The sequence below is a fragment of the Azospirillum brasilense genome (assembly GCF_005222205.1).
GTDB classification, from domain to species: domain Bacteria; phylum Pseudomonadota; class Alphaproteobacteria; order Azospirillales; family Azospirillaceae; genus Azospirillum; species Azospirillum brasilense_G.
In genome coordinates this window covers 143,793-163,792 of the sequence record NZ_CP032350.1, presented here as the reverse complement: position 1 = coordinate 163,792, position 20,000 = coordinate 143,793, and the positions used below count along the sequence as shown (strand labels likewise).

The following is a 20,000-nucleotide window of genomic DNA, read 5'->3' as shown; positions in this document are numbered from 1 at the left end:
CGCCCCGGCGGATTGAACGGGGACAGAAGCGGCGTTTCATCGGCGTTATCACCACCCCCTTCATAACGCCATGAAAAACAACGGTATTTTCATTTTCCGGGTTGACGGGTAAACGGGAAGAGATCACGGTTCCGTCAACGTCTAATACAAAAGACAGTCTTCCATACGCCGTTCCACGGGATCCATGGAGCAGGACCGCACCCGCGTGCCCCGATTCCGGCGGATGCCCTTTCCCCAGACCGGACCGGGAGGAAACGGCCCCTTCCCGACATGCCTTTGAACCGAAAGGGAACAGCCCCTCATGACCAGCACGACAGCGGAGCTTGAAGCGCTCCTCATGCAGCGGTCGCTCACCGACACGCAGCTTCTGGCGGCGGCGGAGGCCGCGGCGGATTTCCGCATCCTGCCGAACGCGACGGTGCTCAAGATCGGCGGGCAAAGCGTCATCGACCGCGGCCGCGCCGCCGTCTACCCGCTGGTCGACGAGATCGTCGCCGCCCGCAAGGAGCACAAGCTGCTGATCGGGACCGGCGCCGGCACCCGCGCCCGCCACCTCTACTCGATCGCGGCGGGGCTGAACCTGCCGGCCGGCCTGCTCTCGCAGCTCGGCGGCTCGGTCGCCGATCAGAACGCCGCGATGCTCGGCCAGCTCCTCGCCAAGCACGGCATCTCCGCGGTGGACGGCGCCGGCCTGTCGTCGGTACCGTTATTCCTGGCCGAAGTGAACGCCGTCGTTTTCAGCGGCATGCCGCCCTACAAGCTGTGGATGCGCCCCGCCGCCGAGGGCGTCATCCCGCCCTACCGCACCGACGCCGGCTGTTTCCTGGTGGCCGAGCAGTTCGGCTGCAAGGCGATGATCTACGTGAAGGACGAGAACGGGCTCTACACCGGGAACCCGAAGACCTCCAGCAACGCCACCTTCATCCCGAAGATCTCGGTGGACGAGATGAAGGCGAAAGGGCTGCAGGACTCGATCCTGGAATTCCCGGTGCTCGACCTGCTGAAGAAGGCCCGCCACGTCCGCGAAGTGCAGGTCATCAACGGCCTGGTCCCCAGCAACCTGACCCGCGCGCTCGCCGGCGAGCATGTCGGCACCATCATCACCGCGAGCTGAAGGACCGTCTTCCATGTCCGACACCCAGCACAAGAAGCATGCCAACAGCATCAAGCATGTGGCCTCGCCGCTCGCGCGCCAGACCCTTCTCGACGGCAGCCTGACCGCCCCGGTCGCCGGCGTCCGCCCGATCCGCCTGCTGCCCTGGCTCCAGGTCGTGAAGATCGGCGGGCGGTCGATCATGGACCGCGGCCACGAGGCGATCCTGCCGATCGTCGAGGAGATCCGCAGCGTCCTGCCGGAGCACCGGCTGCTGATCCTGACCGGCGCCGGCATCCGCGCCCGCCATCTCTACAGCGTCGGGCTGGATCTCGGCCTGCCGGTCGGCTCTCTCGCCCCGCTCGCCGCGACCGAGGCCGGGCAGAACGGCCACATCCTGGCCGCGCTGCTCTCGCCCGACGGCGTGTCCTACGTCGAGCACGGCACCATCGCGAACCAGCTCGCGGTCCATCTGTCGGCCGCCCGCGCGGTGGTGGGCAGCGCCTTCCCGCCCTACCATCACCACGAGTTCCCCGGCTCGCGCATTCCGCAGCACCGGGCCGACACCGGCGCCTTCCTGCTGGCTGACGCGCTGGGCGCCGCCGGGCTGACCATCGTGGAGGATGTGGACGGCATCCACACCGCCGATCCGAACGGCCCCGAGGGCGGCGCGGCGGAGCTGCTGCGCGACACCACCGCCGCCGAGCTGGCCAAGCAGGGCGGCACGCTGCCGCTGGACGGCGCGCTGCTGGAGGTGATGGCGAACGCCCGCCACCTGGAGCGCGTGCAGGTCGTGAACGGGCTGGTGCCGGGCCGCCTGACCGCGGCGCTGCGCGGCGAGCATATCGGCACCATCATCCGCACCGGCATCCGCACCGGCATCCACACAGGCGCCCGGCCGCTCTGAGCGGGTTCGGTCCGGCAGGAACGACAAAGGCGCCCGGTGTCGTCACCGGACGCCTTTCGCGCAGCGGGCACCTTCAGGACTTCAGTTGCTCGCCACCGGCTTGCGGACGGCCTTCTGTCCGTCGGCCTTCGCCACGGCCTTCAGGACGGGCGGCGCCATGTCCTCCGAGGACGCCTGCTGAAGCCGGCCCTGTGGGCTCGCTTTCGACGGAAAAGCCACCGGCAGCAGCATCGCGGCGAAGACGGCGACGGCGATCAGGGTCTTCACGGCTTCCCAGGCGAAGCCGCCGCGGCGCGGGGACTTGGACAGCAAGAGGGCGTCATCCGCCTCCAGGGCGGTTGCCGAGGCAGTCGGCATCGGCTGGACTGCGGTCATGGACATGGCAGGCACTCGTGTTCGGGTTCGCCGGATTGGTACCCACACCATCGCAAGGGTCATGCCATGCCCCGCGCCCCGAACCCGCCGCTCCCAGGCCTTCGTTTGGAAATTATCTCAAAATCAAACCAATGCCGGGGAGTCCGCCCCGCTGCCGCCCTCGGTGCGGGCATCGCGTTTCGCGGGCGCAGAAAAGCCATTTCCAGCCCACGCGCTCGGCAAAAACCTCCCCATGGGCGGCGGCTTCTGCCCACCCGCCGGGAAAATATTGCCTCTTGGAGTAGGGGCTTTTCCCGCCTCAGGCCATCGCGCGGATCAACGCGATCTGGCGTTCCAGGCAATGGGACAGGTCGAACCGCTCGACCGCCGTCTCCCGCGCGGCGCGGGCCAGCGGGGCGAAGGCTCCGGGGTCCTGCAGCACCGCGACCGCCTTGGCGGCGATGTCGTCGGGGGAGAAGAAGTCAGCCAGCAGCCCGTTCTCGCCGTGCCGGATGACCTCCCGCACCGGCGCGGTGTCGGAGCCGATCACCACGCAGCCGAGCGCCATGGATTCCACCATCGACCAGGACAGGACGAAGGGATAGGTCAGGTAGATGTGTGCCCGCGACAGCCGCAGGACCGACAGATACCGGTCGTAGGGAAGGTGCCCCAGGAAATGGACGCGCGCCGGGTCCAGCGGCACCTCGGCCAGCATGGTTTCCCGCCAGCTCTTCCCGCCGGGGGGCGCCGAACCGTAACTGACCTCGTCGCCGCCGGCGATCAGCACATGGGCCTTCGGCCGCGCCTCCAGGATGCGCGGCAGGGCGCGCATGAAGCTGGGGAAGCCGCGGTAGGGCTCCAGGTTGCGCACGGCGTAGGTCAGCACCTCGTCCTCGCGCGTCAGCACCGTGCCATCGGCCAGGGTGACGCGGATGTCCGGATCGGGCAGGAGCTGCGCGGTGTCCACCCCGTCGTGGATGACCTCGATCTTCGGGTGGAACGGCGCCGGATGGGAGTTGCGCTGCCACTCGGTCGGGGCGATGCCGCGGTCGCAGGCCTCCAGGGCGAGCAGCAGCGGCGTGCTGCGCATGCGCAGCCGCAGCACCGTGTCCACATTGACCGGGACCGACGGGTCGAAGCCGACGTCCAGCCCCTGGGCGCGGTAAAAGAACTCGCAGTAATTCAGGTAGGGGGTGTTGGGGAACACGTCCTTGACGAACAGCGTCTCGCCCCAGCCCGGATGGCCGACGATGACGTCGGGGCGGAAGCCCTCCTCGCGCAGGCCCATCAGCAGCCGCGCGGCGGCTTGGCCGTGCAGCACCGCGTTTTCGGTGGACACCAGGTAGGGATGCGCGTTCTCCCGCGCCTTGCGGCTGGGCTGGTAGGACAGGCGGCGAACGTTCGGAATGTCCCGGTCGGTGCGCTTGGTGATGAAGACGACGCGGTTCGCCGGATCGGCGGCCAGACGGGCGGCCAGATGCTTGTACTGGCCCGGCATGTTCTGGTGGATGAAGACGATGTTCATGATGCCTCCGCAAGGGCCGCCGGCCGGACGTCTTGATGAAACCTGGCCGTCAGGCGCGCCCGGCGCCGAATTTCTCCCGCAGCTTCGGCCCGACCTTCGGCAGCAGAACCGACAGGATCAGCAGGCTGAGCCCGATGACGGTCGGCGCGATCCAGTCCGGCTTGCCGGCCAGGGCGTGATCGCCGGCGGCGCCGAACTGCACGAAGGCCACGGTCATCGGCAACTGCCCGACCAGCGACCCGAAGGCGTAGGCGCCGAGCCGCACCCGCGTCAGGCCGAGCGCGTAGTTCACCCCGCTGTGCGGCAGCACGGGAACCAGCCGCAGCATGGCGACGGCGCGCCAGCCGCCGGTCTCCAGCCGGCGCAGGACGTCGCCCCAGCGCGCCCGGTCCAGGGCCGGAACCAACCCGTCGCAGACGTAGCGGGTCAGCAGAAAGCCGGTGGAGGCGCCGATCACGCTGCCCGCCGCCGCCAGCACCCCGCCCCACCAAACGCCGAAGACCAGCCCGGCGACCATCGCCATGACGGAGCGCGGGAAGAACAGCAGGCTGGCCAGGATGTGCAGGAAGAGGAACAGGACCGGTGCCGCGGGGTGATGGCGCAGAATGTCCTGGAGCGCGTCCATCCCGAAGGCGCCATGCCATGCCCACCAAGCCCCGGCTCCACCGAGCAGAAGCAGGGCGAGCAGCCCCCGCCCGAGATTGCGGAGGGTGGACAGGGAGGGCGTGCGGCGCTCGGCCATGGTACGGGCCTTCGGTTCGACGAACAGGGCTTCTATGGTCGGCTTGCATATCACGGGCGCTACCGCGCCGCGAGAGACGATCGCGTGGGCGCCGGGCGGACATCCACGAGCCGCGGGCAAGAAAAAGGCCGCAGCCAGAACGGCGCGGCCTTCAAGTCTAGGGAGGAAACGCCCAAAGGGCATCCGGGATTCAATTTATGCTGCATCGCAGCAAAGGTCAAGCCCCCGGCGGATGCTCTCCGCTGAAAATATTTCTTTTCTTCCCCAGCTGGACCTGCCGCCTCTGCAGCCATGATGCCGGAAAAAGAAAAGGCTGCAGCCGGTGAGGCGCAGCCTAGTTCTGGGAGGGAGGAAACCAAGAGAACTTGGTGAAGCCATTTATGGACCGATTTGATTAACGGCTCGTAAACAGGCCATGTATTCCGAAGACATACCTATTTTTTGAGAAAGATCAACAAAGACAAGCTCACGCTCAAGCTTCAGACACGCCGCATCACGGCGTCTGGCTGGCGAGCGCCGTCCGGATGTCGTTCTGCCAGACCATGCTGACCAGGGCGATCTGGGTGAGCAAAGCGATCTCGCCGTGCCCGACGGCCGCCAGCAGTTCCTGCCGCGTCATGAACAGGATCTCGGTTTCCTCGAGATCATCGGACAGGGGATCGGCCACCCGGCGGCAACCGACCGCGTGGAACATGTGCGACACGGCACCGCCCTGGTTGGCGTTGACCGTGTAGCCGCCCAGCGATGTCCAACGGTCCGAGACGAAGCCGGTCTCCTCCAACAGTTCACGCCGGGCGGCCTCAAGCGGGTCCTCGCCCGGTGACAGGTGACCACCGGGAAAGGTCAGATTCACCCGCCGCGGTCCGTGGCGGTACTGTCGGTAGACGATCACATGCCCATCCTCCGTCTCTGCGAAGATACAGGCAAAAGACGGCATGTCGAACTGATAGTAATCCGGGATGATCCGGCCATCAGGAAGGGCCACCGTCTCCACATGGACTTTCAGGAACGGGTCTGCGTCAAGCAGTTCACGAGTTTCCAGCACGGTCCATGGGCGCAGACGGCGCGTCATTCCTCAATCTCCTTGATGGTGGCCTGCTGTGTGGCCGCGCAGCATGGGTAACGGCCCAAGGCCGCGAGGGCAACGGCGCAATCGGGGAGACGCGAGCAAGGCGGCTCAAACCGGGCTGCTCTGGCCGGGAGCGATGCTGCCGGGGCAAGCGTCCCGGATCCCTGGCCACCGAAGACACCAAACCGCGCCCGTCCGGAAAACGTCATCAACCAAAATAAGCCCCATTAAACCGAGAGACAATCTCAGGTTACTGATCCACACACAAATCCGACACCTAAAAAGGGGATTTTCGACGCTCTTGCTCTCTATAGGGATATTGGTAGGATGGATAAACAACGATGGATAATGGCGACCCATCAAATTTTACCCTTATATTTGCAAAAGCTTATGACGGAATATCTTCCGATGGAGCGCCGCCATCGACAACCGCCGACCGAAAGCCGTCCACCGAAAGCCGGAATCTCATGCCGAGCCTGCCCTTCCCCGATCTTCGTTCGACCTCTTCCGTGCCCACCCCGCTCCACGGCCCATCAACAGCACCGCGAGGCACGCCGGACGGCGCGTTCCAAGACCGCAAGGCCTCCGGCGGTCACGCCCCGGTACGGGCGCCGTTGGATCTGGGGGCCGGGTTGCTGATCGCCGCCTTCGGGATCGGCGCCTTGTGGCTGGGACGCGACTGGCCGACCGGCACGCTCGCCTCTGTGCAGTCCGGTTTCTTTCCGCGGATGATCGGCATGCTCATGGTTCTGGCCGGCGCCCTGGTGACCGGGCGGGGCCTGCTGATCCATGGCGCCGCCTGGCCGTCCTGGGGATGGCGCCCGCTGATCTGGGTGACCGCGGCGGTGCTGGCCTTCGCCGGAACAGTGGAGACCCTGGGGTTGGTGCCCGCGGTGCTGATCCTGGTCGGACTGGGCAATCTGGCCGGCCAACCGCTCCGTCCGGTTCCTTTGCTGCTGCTGGGGGGTGCCCTGGCGGCGGGCTGCGTCGCGCTGTTCGTCTGGGGCCTGGGCCTGCCCCTGCGGGTGTGGCCATGATGGACCTGCTTGGCAACCTGCTGCTCGGCCTGTCGGTTTCGCTGTCACCGGACAACCTGCTGCTCTGCTTCGGCGGGGCGCTGATCGGCACGCTGATCGGCGTGCTCCCCGGTCTGGGACCGACCGCCACGGTGGCGATGCTTCTGCCGCTGACCTTCTATCTGCCGCCGGTCGGCGCGCTCATCATGCTGGCGGGCATCTTCTACGGTTCGCAGTACGGCGGGTCGGCGACGGCCATCCTGGTGAACCTGCCAGGCGAGTCCTCATCCGTCGTCACTTGCCTGGACGGTCATGCCATGGCCCGGCAGGGCCGGGCCGGGGTGGCGCTCGCCACGGCGGCGCTCGCCTCGCTGTTCGCCGGGATCGTCACCACCATCCTGATCGCCGTGGCCGGCCCGCCGCTGGCCGGGGTGGCGCTTGCCTTCGGGCCGGCGGAATATGTGTCGCTGATGCTGCTGGGCCTGATCGGGGCGGTGACGCTGGCCCATGGATCGGTGGTGAAGGCCATCGCGATGATCCTGCTGGGCCTGCTGCTGAGCATGGTCGGCACCGACGTCAACTCCGGCGACACGCGCTTCACCTTCGGCCTGCCGCAGCTCTACGACGGCATCGACTTCGTTCCGCTCGCCATGGGCCTGTTCGGGCTGGCCGAGATCATCTCCAGCCTGGAGCAGACCGGCGGCGCCGGGCAGACCACCGCTCGCATCGTCAGCCTGTGGCCGAAGCGTGAGGACGTCCGCCAGGCCTGGCCGGCGACGGTGCGCGGGACGGTGATGGGGGCGCTGCTGGGCATCCTGCCCGGGGGCGGCGCCACGCTCGGCTCCTTCGCCGCCTATTCGCTGGAGAAGAAGGTGTCCCGCCACCCGGAGCGCTTCGGCCAGGGCGCCATCGAGGGGGTGGCGGCACCGGAAGCCGCCAACAACGCCGCCTCGCAGGCCTGCTTCATCCCGATGCTGAGCCTGGGCATCCCGCCCAACGCCATCATGGCCCTGATGATCGGCGCCATGACCATCCACGGCATCACGCCGGGGCCGCAGATCATGGCGAAGCAGCCGGAGCTGTTCTGGGGCATGATCGCCAGCATGCTGATCGGCAACGTGATCCTGGTGATCCTGAACCTGCCGATGATCGGGCTGTGGGTACGGTTGCTGCGGGTGCCCTACGGCTATCTGTTCCCGGCCATCCTGGTCTTCTGCTGCATCGGCACCTACACGCTGAACAACAGCGGCTTCAACGTGCTGCTGATGGCTCTGTTCGGCGTCCTGGGCTACGCGCTGCGCAAGCTGGACTGCGAGCCGGCGCCCTTGATGCTGGGCTTCGTGCTGGGGCCGATGCTGGAGGAGAATCTGGGCCGCGCCCTGCTGCTGTCGGGCGGCGATCCCACCGTCTTCGCCACCCGCCCGATCAGCGGCAGCCTGTTGGCCACCGCCGCCCTGCTCCTGATCCTGATGGTGATGCCGTCGGTGCGCCGCCGCCGGGACGAAGCCTTCAAGGACGAGTGAATCCCGAACGCCTTCCTATCCCCGCCCGCCTCTTCTTTCCAAAGGCCGGCGGCCTTCACGCCGTGAAAGGTGCCTGTGCGATGACCGTCGTCAAAGAGTTCCCCCGTCCCGCCCCCGATCTGGTCGCCGCCTTCCGCGGCCAGTCCCCGGCCACGCTGCACGAAGCGATGGGCAAGAAGGGCGCGATGTCCTTTCCGATCAAGCCGCTTTACCAAGGCATGGCGCTGTTCGGCACCGCGGTGACCGTGTCCGGCGGCCCCACCGACAATCTGATGATCCACGCCGCCATGGCGCTGACCCGTCCGGGCGACGTGCTGGTGGTCGATTTCAAGGGCATGACCGAGGCCGGCCCCTGGGGCGACGTGCTGACCGAGGCGGCGATCCAGCGGAGCCTGGCCGGGTTGGTCATCGACGGCTGCGTGCGCGACGCCGCGGCCATCCGCGCCATGGGCTTTCCCGTCTTCTGCCGGGGAACCAGCATGAAGGGCACCACCAAGACCCAGCCCACGGGCGACGTGAACACCCCCATCGTCTGCGGCGGCGTGATGGTCATGCCGGGCGACATCCTGGTCGGCGACGACGACGGGGTGGTGGTGGTGCCCCAGGCCGAGGCTGCGGCCACGCTCGCCAAGGCGGCGGAGCGCGAGCGGATGGAGGAGGGCCTGCGCGAACAGCTCCGCGCCGGGCGGACGACGGTCCAGGCGCTGACCCTGGAATCCTACCTGGAGGCCGGCGGCATCGCCCTGTGACGCGAAGCGCTGCGGAAAAGCGGGCGGGGCCAAGTCCCGCCTGCCGTTGCCCGGAGTGGTATTACCGGCTTCCGGCAAAGGAATGGCGATAGGCAAAAAAAAGCCGCGTCCGGACACGAGGTCGGCGCGGCAGACGAATGCTCTTAGAGCATCATGATGTTTTTGGTTTCCTCCCCAGACCTCAAGGCCTTTGTTTTGTGAGAGGAAATTTCCACAGTCGACGCAGGGAAGTCAACAGCATTGAGCGGGTTATAACTTTAAGCCTAACGTCTCCTTCCGATGCGCCAGGAAGGCGGATGGGGACGTCCGAAGAGAAAAATCTCAGCGCAAGCCAAACAGGGGGCTTGCGTTCCGCCGGGCGCGTGGGGTATCTCCCTGCCTCCTTCGTTGGAGCGGCGCGGGCGTAGCTCAGGGGTAGAGCACAACCTTGCCAAGGTTGGGGTCGAGGGTTCGAATCCCTTCGCCCGCTCCAGTATCACGAAGCCTTTCCCACATCACCGCCGGTCGGGCGGAACACAGGCCGCGGCCCAAGCGCCGCCGCGCCGCCGCGCCATCCCTGCGCGTGGAAGCCGCGGATTCCTTGCTGGAATGTTAACCCACTGCTAGGGGTCTCGGGCTAAGGTCGATCGAACCGGCCTGAATGAACCACGAAGCGCGGACGCCCTTGACCATGCAGCAGCTTGACCGTCCGAACGAATCGCCGACCGAGGCGCTGCTCCCCGGCTTCGGCATGCTGAACGGCCAGTCGATCCTGGTGACCGGGGGCAGCGGGTCCTTCGGAAAGCGTTTCGTGGAAACGGTGCTGCGCCACGCCAGCCCGCGCCGGGTCATCGTCTTCTCCCGTGACGAGTTCAAGCAGTACGAGATGCAGCAGCAGCTCGGCCCCGAATGGGCATCCACGCTGCGTTTCTTCATCGGCGACGTGCGTGACCGCGAGCGGCTGGAGCTGGCCATGCGCGAAGTGGACGTGTGCGTCCACGCCGCCGCGCTGAAGCATGTGCCCGCCGCCGAATACAACCCCATGGAATGCATCCACACCAACGTCTATGGGGCGGAAAACGTGGTGCGGGCCGCGCTGAACACCGGCGTGAAGCGGGTGATCGCCCTGTCCACCGACAAGGCGGCCAACCCGGTCAACCTCTACGGCGCCAGCAAGCTGGCCTCGGACAAGATCTTCATCGCCGCCAACAACCTGTCCGGCTCGCTCGGCACGCGCTTCTCGGTGGTGCGCTACGGCAATGTGGTGGGGTCCCGCGGGTCGGTGATCCCGCTGTTCCGCCGGATGATCGCGGAAGGGGCGCAGTCCCTGCCGGTCACCGACGACCGGATGACCCGCTTCTGGATCACGCTGCAGCACGGGGTGGACTTCGTCGTCTCCTGCATCGCGATGATGCAGGGCGGGGAGATCTTCGTGCCCAAGATTCCCAGCATGCGCATCACCGATCTGGCCCGCGCGATGGCTCCGCATCTGCCGCACAAGCTGGTCGGCATCCGCCCCGGCGAGAAGCTGCACGAGGTGATGATCACCGAGGACGATTCCCGCCAGACCTTCGAACTGCCGGACCGCTTCGTCATCGAGCCGGCCTTCGCCTTCTGGACGCACGAGCCCTATCAGCGGCTGGGCGCCAAGCCGGTTACCGACGGCTTCCGCTACGCCAGCGACACCAACGGCGACTGGCTGGACGGCGCGCGGCTGATGCGGCTGCTCGCGGAAGCGCCGTGATGGGCGAACCGGTGTCCCGGCCGCCGCTGCCCTTTCTGCCCTATGGGCGCCAGGACGTCGATCAGGCCGACATCGACGCGGTGACCGCCGTCCTGCGCGGCGACTGGCTGACCCAGGGGCCGACGGTGGAGGCGTTCGAGCGCGCGCTGTGCGAGCGCACCGGAGCGGCCCATGCGGTGTCCTGCGCCAACGGAACCGCCGCCCTGCATCTGGCCGCCCTTGCGCTGGGGCTCGGCCCCGGCGACGCGGTGGTGGTGCCCGCCGTCACCTTCCTCGCCACCGCCAACGCCGCCCGCTACGTGGGGGCGGAGGTCGCCTTCGCCGACGTCGATCCCGACACCGGCCTGATGGGGCCGGAACAGGCGGAGGCGGCGATGGAGCGGGCCGCCCGCGCCGGCTGGCGGGTGCGCGCCCTGGCGCCCGTGCATTTCGCCGGCCAGACCACGGACATGGCCGGGCTCGGCGCGCTCGCCGCCCGCCACGGGCTGGCGGTCATCGAGGACGCCTGCCACGCCATCGGCAGCGTGGACGTGACGCCGGATGGGCGCTCCCTGCCGGTCGGCTCCAACAGCTTCGGCACGCTCACCGCCTTCTCCTTCCACCCCGTGAAGACCATCGCGGCGGGGGAAGGCGGCGCCGTGACCACCAACGACGCGGATCTCGCCGCCCGGCTGCGCCGCTTCCGCAACCACGGGATGGAGCGGGACCCGGCGGGGTTCGAAGACCGCGAGGCCGCCTTCGCCGCCGACGGGACCGCCAACCCCTGGTACTACGAGATGGCGGAGCCCGGCTTCAATCACCGTCTGACCGACATCCACTCCGCACTCGCCCTCAGCCAGCTCGCCCGGTTGGATCGCTTCGTGGAACGGCGCCGGCACCTGATGGATCTCTATGCGGAGCGGCTGGCCCCGCTGGCCCCGCTGGTCCGGCCGGCGGCCCGCGTTCCCTGGTGCCGGCCGGCCTGGCATCTCTGCGCCGTCCGCATCGACTTCGCCGCCGCCGGACGGACCCGGGCGCAGGTCATGGCCGATCTGCGGGCGCGGAGCATCGGCAGCCAGGTCCACTACATCCCGGTCCACCGCCAGCCCTACTGGCAAAAGCGGTGCGGCCGCCTCTCCCTGCCCGGCGCCGACGCCCACTACGCCCGGACCCTGTCGCTGCCTCTCTACCCGGCCATGGCCGACTCCGACGTGGACCGGGTCGTCGGCGCCCTGGCCGAAACACTGGGCCTGCCAAGCCCCAATCCGCCATGATGCCCCCGGCCCGTCGCTCGGGGCGTGCTTGCTCGGAGGTTTTCTCCCTTCCAAAAATGCGCTATGCCAAGCGTCATCTCGAACGCTTCGGAGCAGGGTCATGGCCGAGGGTACTGTGGACTATTACGCGATGGTCGAAGAGGCCTGGCAGCTGAGCGACACCGCGCGCGACTATGTGAAGAACGCGGGCCGCGACGTGGACAATGGTGAGCTGTGGGAGAAGGTGTTCGCCGCCTCGCCCCTCATCGATCTCGAGCGCACCCGCGCCGAAGGCGGACAGCCCCTTCAAAAGATCTTCTTCAAGAACCCCTACGGCCTGCAGTACCGGGCCGACCACAAGGATTGGATTCCGTTCCGCCACGGCGCCCTCGACCCCGCCTACCTCCAGGCGATCTGAGCCGTACCGGAACCGGGCTTGTCTCGTGAAGGCCGGACCGTGCCGACAGGACGGGCATGCAGCCCTTTCTCCGGTCCGGCCCCGCCCCGCCTGCTGTTCCATGAGCCAGCATCCGACGGGCTGGCGCTCCACGGGCCGGCTTCGCGCCGTCCGATGAACGCCACTCCTCAAGACCTCCCCGGCAATCCGCAACCGGACGGATTCACCAGAGCAGCGACCCGAAACGCAACCTGCGGCGTTTGAACGCCAGGAACCGCCTCCCGGCCGGAGACGGGCAAAGGCGCGTGGCTTTCAGCAAAGGAACTTTCATGCGCATCGCGATGATCGGTACGGGCTATGTCGGATTGGTGTCCGGCGCCTGTTTTTCGGAGTTCGGCGTGCACGTCGTCTGCGTGGACAAGGACGCAGGGAAAATCGAACACCTGAAGCGCGGCGAGATTCCGATCTACGAACCGGGCCTGGACGATCTGGTGGCGCGCAACGTCGCCGCCGGCCGGCTGTCCTTCACGCTCGACCTGAAGGAGGCGATGGCCGGTGCGGACGCCGTCTTCATCGCCGTGGGCACGCCGACCCGCCGCGGCGACGGTCACGCCGATCTCTCCTACGTCTACGCCGCCGCCGAGGAGATCGCCGCCAACCTCGACCACTACACGGTGGTGGTCAACAAGTCGACCGTGCCGGTCGGAACGGGACGCGAGGTGGCGGCGATCATCCGCCGCACCAACCCCAACGCCGATTTCGACGTGGCGAGCAACCCCGAGTTCCTGCGCGAAGGCTCGGCCATCGGCGACTTCATGCGCCCCGACCGCGTGGTCATCGGCACCTCTTCCGAGCGCGCCGCCGACGTCATGCGCCGGCTCTACCGCCCGCTCTACCTGATCGAGACGCCGATCGTCCTGACCGCGCTGGAAACGGCGGAGCTGACCAAGTACGCCGCCAACACCTTCCTTGCCGCCAAGATCACCTTCATCAACGAAATCGCCGACCTGTGCGAGAAGGTGGGCGCCAACGTGCATGACGTGGCCCGCGGCATCGGCCTCGACGGGCGCATCGGCAAGAAGTTCCTGCACCCCGGACCGGGCTACGGCGGTTCCTGCTTCCCCAAGGACACGCTGGCCCTGGTGCGCACCGCCCAGCAGGTCGGCAGCCCGCTGCGCATCATCGAAACGGTCGTGGAGATCAACGACGCCCGCAAGAAGGCGATGGCAGGACGCATCGTCGCCGCCTGCGGCGGATCGGTGGAGGGGAAGACCGTCGGCGTGCTGGGCGTCACCTTCAAACCCAACACCGACGACATGCGCGACGCCCCGTCGCTGGACATCGTGCCGGCGCTGCAGGCCGCCGGCGCCACCGTGCGCGCCTTCGACCCGGCCGGCATGCACGAGGCCGAAAAGCTTCTGCCCGGCGTGGTGTGGGCCCAGGACGCCTATGGCGCCTTGGAAGGAGCCGATTGTGTGGTCATCCTGACGGAGTGGAACGAGTTCCGCGCGCTGGACCTGAAGCGGGCCAAAGCCCTGCTGAAGCGGCCGGTCATGGTGGATCTGCGCAACGTCTACAATCCCGAGGACATGGCGGCGGCCGGCTTCGCCTACAGCTCCATCGGGCGGCCCGCGGCGCCGTCTTCGAAGGCCTGAAAAACCATCCTGCCCCACGGAGGTCAGTCGAGAACATGGGCGAGCCCCACACCTTCCATCCGACTCTGCTGCGCGAGTACGACATCCGCGGCATCGTCGGCACGACGCTCACGACCGAGGACGCGCGCGCGGTGGGCCGCGCCTTCGGGACGATGATCGTGCGCAAGGGCGGCACGACCGCCTGCATCGGCTACGACGGGCGCCACAGCTCGCCGGCGCTGGAGGAGGCGCTGGTCGACGGGCTGGTCTCCACCGGCCTGCGGGTGACGCGCATCGGGCTCGGCCCCACCCCCATGCTCTACTTCGCCACCCGCGACCGCGCGGCCGACGGCGGCATCATGATCACCGGCTCGCACAACCCGCCGGAGTACAACGGCATCAAGATGATGCTCGGCAAGGGGCCGGTCTACGGCGCGATGATCCAGGAGCTCGGCGCCATCGCCGCCGCCGGCGACTACGCCACCGGCCCCGGCAGCGCCGAGCGCGTCGACGTCCAGGACGCCTACGTCGCCCGCCTGCTCAAAGATTACGACGGCGTGCGCGACCTCAAGATCGCCTGGGACGCCGGCAACGGCGCCACCGGCGAGATCCTGCGCCGCCTGACCGCCAAGCTGCCCGGCGAGCACATCCTGCTGTTCGACGCCATCGACGGCGACTTCCCCAACCACCACCCCGACCCCACCGTCGAGAAGAACCTCGTCGACCTCAAGAAGGCGGTCGCCGAGCACGGCTGCGACATCGGCATCGGCTTCGACGGCGACGGCGACCGCATCGGCGCCATCGACCATCTCGGCCGCGTCGTGTGGGGCGACCAGCTGGTGGCGATCTACGCCGCCGACGTGCTGAAGAGCCACCCCGGCGCCACCATCATCGCCGACGTCAAGGCCAGCCAGACGCTGTTCGACGAGATCGCCCGCCTCGGCGGCCAGCCGCTGATGTGGAAGACCGGCCACTCCCTGCTCAAGGCCAAGATGGCCGAGACCGGCTCGCCGCTGGCCGGCGAGATGTCCGGGCACATCTTCTTCGCCGACAAATGGTACGGCTTCGACGACGCGCTCTACTGCGCGGTGCGCCTGATCGGCCAGGTCAGCCGCTCCGGCGGCCCGCTGGCGGCGCTGCGCGACCGCCTGCCCGAGGTGATCAACACCCCGGAGACCCGCTTCCAGGCCGACGAGGAGCGCAAGTTCCAGGTCGTCCGCGAGGTCAAGGAGCGCCTCAAGGCCGAGGGCGCCCAGGTCAACGACATCGACGGCGTGCGCGTCCAGACCCCCGACGGCTGGTGGCTGCTGCGCGCCTCCAACACCCAGGACGTCCTGGTCGCCCGCGCGGAGTCCTCCACCCAGGAGGGCCTGGAGCGCCTCAAGAGCATGGTCGTCGCCCAGCTCGAAGCCTCCGGGCTCGAGGCCCCCTCCTTCGAAAACGGCGGCAACGCCGCCCACTGATACGGATGGACAAAGAAAAAGGCCCTTTCCTGCGGATGCGGGGAAGGGCCTTTTTCTTTGTCCGTGCCTTCGAGACGGGTCGGTGAGAATTCTCACCGACCCGTGTGAGGAAAAGGGTGTGGGGAAAAGCGATCGGTGAGAATTCTCACCGGTCCGGGTCAGCCCTCCCCGCCGTCCAGAATGGCGTCGATGGAGCGGCGGAGGTCGCGCAGAACCTCGCGGTCCACCTCCTCCAGCCGCTTCGGCTTTTCCTGGAAGGCCTGGAGAGCTTCGCGCGTGCGCAGGATGTTGCGGGAGACGCGCAGGCTGAAGGCGCTCAACACCACCTCCGGCTCGTCGCGCGCCGGCGCTGACCCCGTGCCGGTCTCCCGGGGTTCGGGCAGCGGCTGATCATTGGCCAGGCTGTCCAGAAGGCTCATCTGCGCCGCCGCGTCGTCGAGCGCCGCAATCTGGTAGAGCTTGTAGCGGGCGACCTTCCTCGCGGCATTCTCGTAGCGTTCCCGCACCGCCGGGGCGATCCGGGTCAGGCCGAGGGTCCGGGTGATCTCCGCCTTGTCGCGTCCCATGATCTGGCCGAGGTCGGCATGGGAATAGCCGTGCTTCTCCACCAGAGCCACGAAGGCGTCGGCTTCTTCGAAGGGGGTCAGGTCAGCGCGCAGGACATTCTCGATCACCGCGACCTCGGCGGTGTCGATGCCGTCCGGCACCAGGATGCAGGGGACCGTCTGCTGGCCCAGCGCGCGCACCGCGCGCAGGCGCCGCTCCCCGAAGACGAGCTGGAAGCGGCTCGGCCCCAGCTCGCGCACGCCGATCGGCTGCTGCAGGCCGTATTTGCGGATGGAGTCCGTCAGGGCGGCCAGCTCCGCCTCGTCGAAGCGGCGGCGCGGCTGGTCGGGATTGGCCTCGATCCAATCCACGTCGGGATAGACGAGGCGGACGCCCTGTTCGGGCTCCGCGAAGACGGCGAGGGCGCCGCGGCTCATGGCGTTCAGCCGGGCGAGGTTCCCGGTTCCGAGCTTACGCGACATTGGCCACCTCCACGCGCTTGCGCCGCTCCACGACGATGGCGTCGGCGAGCGCCCGGTAGGACGAGGCACCCGGTGCGTCCGGCACCGCCTCCAGGGCAGCGCGTCCGGCAAGGGCGGCGTCGCCGTAGATCGTCGCCCGCGGCACCGGCGGGAAGATGCGCAGCGTGCCGCCCAGCGCGCTGTGGAGCTGTTCCAGCGTCACCTGATGCTGGTTCAGGCGGGCGTTGTGCATGGTCGGCAGGATGCCCAGGACCGCGAGGCTGGGGTGGCAGCGCCGCTTCAGCTTGTTGATCGTCTTCAGCAGATGGTTCACGCCGATGGAGGACAAATACTCGGTCTGGCAGGGGATGACGATGAGGTCCGACGCCACCAGCCCGTTGGCGGTGCACTGGCCGAGGTTCGGCGGGCAGTCGATGAAGATGAAGTCGTAGGCCGATCGCGCGTCCTGAAGCCGTTCCCGCAAGGCCATAGGACCGCTGGGGTCGGCGGTCAGCTCCACCTCGACCGACGCCAGCTCGATGCTCGACGGGGCGATCTCCAGCCCGATGTCGCCAACCGGGACGACGATGTCCTCGACGGCGACCTCCTCGCGCAGCACATGGGCGAGCGACTTGCGCCGCCCCTCCTCATACTCGATCAGGTCGATGCCGAGATGCGCCGTGGCGTTCGCCTGCGGGTCGGCGTCGATGATGAGCACGCGGTAGCCCTCGCGCGCCAGGATGCTGGCGGTGTTCACCGTGCAGGTGGTCTTGCCGACCCCGCCCTTCTGATTGGCGAGGCAAATGACCAGGGCCGGGCCATGCTTGCCGTCCACCACCGCCGTCTCCTTCAGCAGGAAGCGGACCACCGCGTCGGGGATCTTCTCACTGTTGCTTTCCCAACGGGAAATCTTGGAACGGTCATAGCGCCGCTCCAGCCGCTCGTTCAGCCAGGCCGCGAAATCCGGCTGTGAAAGTTTGCGCTCCTCGCGCAGGAGCCTCATGTCTTCGCCACGCAACGTCAACCTCCACAGCGAATGCGCTTGCCGTGTTCAACCGATACGATGGACGCCCGAATCGGTCAAGGTTGACGGTCACCCCCGTTGCATCAACAGCCGGCATCAACAGGAAAAAGCCGGCCCAGGGGAGGGCGTCCCCCGGACCGGCGCGTTTCCGGCTGCCTTCAGCTCACAGGTTGATGAAGGCGATGTAGTTCTGGTCGCCCATGGTGCCGATCGTCGTGGTCATGGCGCCCACGCTCTTGCCGGTGAAGGTCATGCTGGCGTCGATGGTGCCGTTGCCGTCGATGTCGCAATGGACCGTCGCGCCCTTGTAGCCTTCGGCGCCGCCCATCTCCTCCCAGCGCAGGGTGGAGGTGCCTTCCTTGTAGCCCCAGAGGGTGGCCCACTCGCCCTGCTCCAGGTCAGTGACGGTGGACCAAGTGGTCTCGGTGCCGCGGCCGTCGACGAAGAAGGTGTCCTTGCCCGAACCGCCGATCAGCCAGTTGGAGCCCGAGCCGCCGTCCAGCACGTCGTCACCGGCCCCGCCCGCGGCCGCATCGTCGCCGCCCAGCAGGTTGATGAAGTCGTTGCCATCCGACCCGCCCAGCACCTCGCTGCGGGAGTCGCCCAGGAAGGTCCATTGCAGGGTGGAGACCGGCCCCTCGTAGGCGTAGGCCTTCACGTCCTCGGTCACGCCGTCCACGATGCGCTGCATGGCGGCGGAGGGGCGATCGTCCACCGGCGGGGTGGTGGTCGGCGGCTCCGTGGTGGGGGGCGTCGTGGTCGGCGGTTCGGTGGTGGGAGGCTCGGTCGTCGGCGGGGTGGTGGTCGGCGGTTCCGTCGTGGGAGGCGTCGTGGTGGGCGGCGCGTCGATCAGCGTGACGGTGTCGCCGTTGAGCTGGAACTGCCCGGCGGTGAAGCTGCCGACGAAGCGCAGGGTCACGTCGGCGCCCGCCGTGGCGTCGGTGCCGATGCGCAGGAAGGTGACGCCGTCCACCGTCTCGGCCTGCACCTGTCCGGCGCCGAGCTGGCTGCCGTTGCCGGCGGAGGCCGTCCCGGTCATGGCCGTCCCGGCGATGGTGAAGGCGTCGCCCACCATGGCTCCGGTCACCCCGCTGGTGAAGCCGCTGGCCTGGGCGGCGGTCATCGTCACCGTGTGGCGGACGCTGCCGACCAGATCGAGGTTCTCCACGCTGGTCAGGGTCATGCCGGAAATGTCGATCTGCGGCGTCGCCGTGGTGATCTTGCCTTCCGGATCGGTCACGTTGTCGGAGCTGATGCGCAGCGTGTCGGTGCCGGTGCCGCCGTCGTAGGAGACCGTTCCGGCGTCGCCCTGCGCGGCGATGATGAAGGTGTCGTTGCCGGCGCCGCCCTCGATGACGTCGGCCTCGTTCAGGTCGCCGTGCTCGCCGCTGTAGAAGACGTCGTCGCCGTCGCCGCCGATCATCGTGTCGGCGTCCCAGTCGCCGACCAGCGTGTCGTTGCCGGCCCCGCCCATCAGGCTGTCCTTGCCGCCGCCGCCGACCAGCAGGTCGTCGCCGTCGTCACCATAAAGCATGTCGTCGTCGGCGCGCCCGAAGATCTGGTCGTTCCCGGCCCCGCCATGGACGGTGTCGTTGCCGTTGCCGCTCTCCAGCGTGTCGTTGCCGGCCCCGCCGGTCACCAGGTCGGCGCCGTCGTGGGCCCAGAACCACACGGGGTCGTTCCCGGCCACCATGGTGTCGTCGAAGTTGGAGCCGACCCAGCGCTCAATGTCGATGAAGGTGTCGCCCGCAGCGTCTCCCGTGCTGTTGCCCGGGGTCAGCAGGTCCAGCACGAGGCCGGAGGTCGCGGTCTCGTAGGACGCCTCGTCGAAGCCGGCCCCGCCGTTCAGAACGTCGGCACCCGCACCGCCGATCAGCGTGTCGTTGCCGCCGCCGCCGATCAGCGTGTCGTTGCCGGCCCCGCCTTCGATCACATCCGGCTCATCATCGCTGGTCAGCAGGTCGGGACCCGCCGTCGGGGTGCCGGTCACGGCCAGGACATGGGTCCAGCCCTCAACCGCCGCGAAGGGGGAGGGAGCGCCGACCGGCGCGGTGCTCAGATCAAGCGTCCAGGAGGCGCCCTGCGCCGCCGGACCGACCAGACCCGAGGAGGCCGCGACCGCGGCGCCCGTGGCGGCGGCCAGCCGGTCGAGGAGGAGACGGCCCTCGGCACCCGCGCCGGCATGGCAGGCGTGGATATGGATCTCGGTGCCGCGCGCGTCCGGCCAGGAGCGGTCGAGCAGCGACCGCGCGTCCAGCGGCTGGGCGCCCAGCAGGACCCGTCCCGGCTCGCCATGGGCGACCAGATGCAGGACGGACGGGCGGGCGGCGAGCGCCTCGGCCAGAACGGCGTGGGCATCGTCGGCGGCGGAGACGAGCATGACCTGGACGTCCGGATGGCGGCGGCTGAGCAGCCCGTCGAGATCCTCAAGTCCAGCGTCCGCGATGATGACTTCGTTCAAGGGAAACTCTCCGTGCATTCTGTTGTGATCGCTGGGGCGCCCGATCGCATTGTTCGCGGTTGCGGGGGGTTCGCGAATACG

Annotated in this window: 17 protein-coding genes and 1 tRNA gene; 11 read left to right on the top strand and 7 right to left on the bottom strand. The window is 68.2% G+C overall.

From position 1 onward, the window contains the following. Positions 1-301 precede the first annotated feature (301 nt). Together D3869_RS32810 and D3869_RS32805 are read left to right on the top strand one after the other, a co-directional pair. Entirely contained in the window at positions 302-1,114 is an 813-nt protein-coding gene (locus D3869_RS32810; RefSeq protein ID WP_137143771.1) for a uridine kinase, read from the top strand. A gap of 13 nt (positions 1,115-1,127) precedes the next feature. Next, positions 1,128-2,000: a molybdenum storage protein subunit alpha gene (locus D3869_RS32805; protein ID WP_137143770.1), complete on the top strand. Its 873-nt coding sequence runs from the start codon at positions 1,128-1,130 to the stop codon at positions 1,998-2,000. 81 nt (positions 2,001-2,081) lie between these two features. Here the strand turns inward: D3869_RS32805 and D3869_RS32800 are convergent, their stop codons facing one another. From D3869_RS32800 to D3869_RS32785, 4 genes are all read right to left on the bottom strand, one after another. Then, on the bottom strand, positions 2,082-2,381 hold the full coding sequence (locus D3869_RS32800) for a hypothetical protein (RefSeq protein WP_137143769.1): 300 nt from the start codon (positions 2,379-2,381) through the stop codon (positions 2,082-2,084). A 292-nt stretch (positions 2,382-2,673) separates the two neighbouring features. Then, positions 2,674-3,879 (bottom strand): glycosyltransferase family 4 protein, encoded by a 1,206-nt coding sequence (locus D3869_RS32795; protein WP_137143768.1) that lies wholly within the window; start codon positions 3,877-3,879, stop codon positions 2,674-2,676. A gap of 49 nt (positions 3,880-3,928) precedes the next feature. After that, a complete protein-coding gene (locus D3869_RS32790; protein ID WP_137143767.1) occupies positions 3,929-4,621 on the bottom strand; it encodes a TVP38/TMEM64 family protein in 693 nt (230 codons plus the stop codon). A 493-nt stretch (positions 4,622-5,114) separates the two neighbouring features. Continuing rightward, positions 5,115-5,693, bottom strand: a complete 579-nt coding sequence (locus tag D3869_RS32785) for an NUDIX hydrolase (RefSeq protein WP_137143766.1) — start codon at positions 5,691-5,693, stop codon at positions 5,115-5,117. 611 nt (positions 5,694-6,304) lie between these two features. Here D3869_RS32785 and D3869_RS32780 point away from each other — a divergent pair. From D3869_RS32780 to pgmG, 9 genes are all read left to right on the top strand, one after another. Beyond that, the gene (locus tag D3869_RS32780; protein ID WP_137143765.1) at positions 6,305-6,727 is read left to right on the top strand and encodes a tripartite tricarboxylate transporter TctB family protein; all 423 of its coding nucleotides are present in this window, start codon (positions 6,305-6,307) and stop codon (positions 6,725-6,727) included. Further along, positions 6,727-8,229 carry a tripartite tricarboxylate transporter permease gene (locus D3869_RS32775; protein WP_175426720.1) on the top strand — a complete coding sequence of 501 codons (1,503 nt, stop codon included), beginning with the start codon at positions 6,727-6,729 and terminating at the stop codon, positions 8,227-8,229. The genes D3869_RS32780 and D3869_RS32775 overlap by 1 nt, the downstream gene beginning before the upstream one ends. Positions 8,230-8,309: 80 nt before the next feature. Next, entirely contained in the window at positions 8,310-8,978 is a 669-nt protein-coding gene (locus D3869_RS32770) for a 4-carboxy-4-hydroxy-2-oxoadipate aldolase/oxaloacetate decarboxylase (protein ID WP_137143763.1), read from the top strand. A 397-nt stretch (positions 8,979-9,375) separates the two neighbouring features. Continuing rightward, positions 9,376-9,450: transfer RNA gene (locus D3869_RS32765), tRNA-Gly, on the top strand. Positions 9,451-9,648: 198 nt separating this feature from the next. Continuing rightward, the gene (pseB, locus tag D3869_RS32760) at positions 9,649-10,701 is read left to right on the top strand and encodes a UDP-N-acetylglucosamine 4,6-dehydratase (inverting) (RefSeq protein WP_432613454.1); all 1,053 of its coding nucleotides are present in this window, start codon (positions 9,649-9,651) and stop codon (positions 10,699-10,701) included. Next, the gene (gene pseC, locus D3869_RS32755) at positions 10,701-11,954 is read left to right on the top strand and encodes a UDP-4-amino-4,6-dideoxy-N-acetyl-beta-L-altrosamine transaminase (RefSeq protein ID WP_137143762.1); all 1,254 of its coding nucleotides are present in this window, start codon (positions 10,701-10,703) and stop codon (positions 11,952-11,954) included. The genes pseB and pseC overlap by 1 nt, the downstream gene beginning before the upstream one ends. A gap of 100 nt (positions 11,955-12,054) precedes the next feature. After that, positions 12,055-12,351, top strand: a complete 297-nt coding sequence (locus tag D3869_RS32750; protein WP_014200327.1) for a hypothetical protein — start codon at positions 12,055-12,057, stop codon at positions 12,349-12,351. A gap of 308 nt (positions 12,352-12,659) precedes the next feature. After that, positions 12,660-13,985 carry a UDP-glucose dehydrogenase family protein gene (locus tag D3869_RS32745; RefSeq protein ID WP_137143761.1) on the top strand — a complete coding sequence of 442 codons (1,326 nt, stop codon included), beginning with the start codon at positions 12,660-12,662 and terminating at the stop codon, positions 13,983-13,985. 35 nt (positions 13,986-14,020) lie between these two features. Beyond that, on the top strand, positions 14,021-15,427 hold the full coding sequence (gene pgmG / locus D3869_RS32740; RefSeq protein WP_137143760.1) for a phosphoglucomutase/phosphomannomutase PgmG: 1,407 nt from the start codon (positions 14,021-14,023) through the stop codon (positions 15,425-15,427). Positions 15,428-15,585: 158 nt separating this feature from the next. On the opposite strand, the gene D3869_RS32735 is transcribed toward pgmG, so the two are convergent. The 3 genes from D3869_RS32735 to D3869_RS32725 all read right to left on the bottom strand — a co-directional run bounded on the left by D3869_RS32735 (position 15,586) and on the right by D3869_RS32725 (position 19,919). Further along, positions 15,586-16,455 carry a ParB/RepB/Spo0J family partition protein gene (locus tag D3869_RS32735; RefSeq protein ID WP_137143759.1) on the bottom strand — a complete coding sequence of 290 codons (870 nt, stop codon included), beginning with the start codon at positions 16,453-16,455 and terminating at the stop codon, positions 15,586-15,588. After that, positions 16,445-17,437: an AAA family ATPase gene (locus tag D3869_RS32730; RefSeq protein WP_014200331.1), complete on the bottom strand. Its 993-nt coding sequence runs from the start codon at positions 17,435-17,437 to the stop codon at positions 16,445-16,447. The genes D3869_RS32735 and D3869_RS32730 overlap by 11 nt, the downstream gene beginning before the upstream one ends. Positions 17,438-17,621: 184 nt before the next feature. Next, complete coding sequence (locus D3869_RS32725; protein WP_137143758.1) at positions 17,622-19,919, bottom strand: DUF4347 domain-containing protein; 2,298 nt, start codon at positions 19,917-19,919, stop codon at positions 17,622-17,624. Positions 19,920-20,000 lie beyond the last annotated feature (81 nt).

Coding starts and splice junctions, on each gene's coding strand:
- D3869_RS32810 (WP_137143771.1), top strand. CDS start 302: ATGACCAGCACGACAGCGGAGCTTGAAGCGCTCCTCATGCAGCGGTCG.
- D3869_RS32805 (WP_137143770.1), top strand. CDS start 1,128: ATGTCCGACACCCAGCACAAGAAGCATGCCAACAGCATCAAGCATGTG.
- D3869_RS32800 (WP_137143769.1), bottom strand. CDS start 2,381: ATGTCCATGACCGCAGTCCAGCCGATGCCGACTGCCTCGGCAACCGCC.
- D3869_RS32795 (WP_137143768.1), bottom strand. CDS start 3,879: ATGAACATCGTCTTCATCCACCAGAACATGCCGGGCCAGTACAAGCAT.
- D3869_RS32790 (WP_137143767.1), bottom strand. CDS start 4,621: ATGGCCGAGCGCCGCACGCCCTCCCTGTCCACCCTCCGCAATCTCGGG.
- D3869_RS32785 (WP_137143766.1), bottom strand. CDS start 5,693: ATGACGCGCCGTCTGCGCCCATGGACCGTGCTGGAAACTCGTGAACTG.
- D3869_RS32775 (WP_175426720.1), top strand. CDS start 6,727: ATGGACCTGCTTGGCAACCTGCTGCTCGGCCTGTCGGTTTCGCTGTCA.
- D3869_RS32770 (WP_137143763.1), top strand. CDS start 8,310: ATGACCGTCGTCAAAGAGTTCCCCCGTCCCGCCCCCGATCTGGTCGCC.
- pseB (WP_432613454.1), top strand. CDS start 9,649: ATGCAGCAGCTTGACCGTCCGAACGAATCGCCGACCGAGGCGCTGCTC.
- pseC (WP_137143762.1), top strand. CDS start 10,701: ATGGGCGAACCGGTGTCCCGGCCGCCGCTGCCCTTTCTGCCCTATGGG.
- D3869_RS32750 (WP_014200327.1), top strand. CDS start 12,055: ATGGCCGAGGGTACTGTGGACTATTACGCGATGGTCGAAGAGGCCTGG.
- D3869_RS32745 (WP_137143761.1), top strand. CDS start 12,660: ATGCGCATCGCGATGATCGGTACGGGCTATGTCGGATTGGTGTCCGGC.
- pgmG (WP_137143760.1), top strand. CDS start 14,021: ATGGGCGAGCCCCACACCTTCCATCCGACTCTGCTGCGCGAGTACGAC.
- D3869_RS32735 (WP_137143759.1), bottom strand. CDS start 16,455: ATGTCGCGTAAGCTCGGAACCGGGAACCTCGCCCGGCTGAACGCCATG.
- D3869_RS32730 (WP_014200331.1), bottom strand. CDS start 17,437: ATGAGGCTCCTGCGCGAGGAGCGCAAACTTTCACAGCCGGATTTCGCG.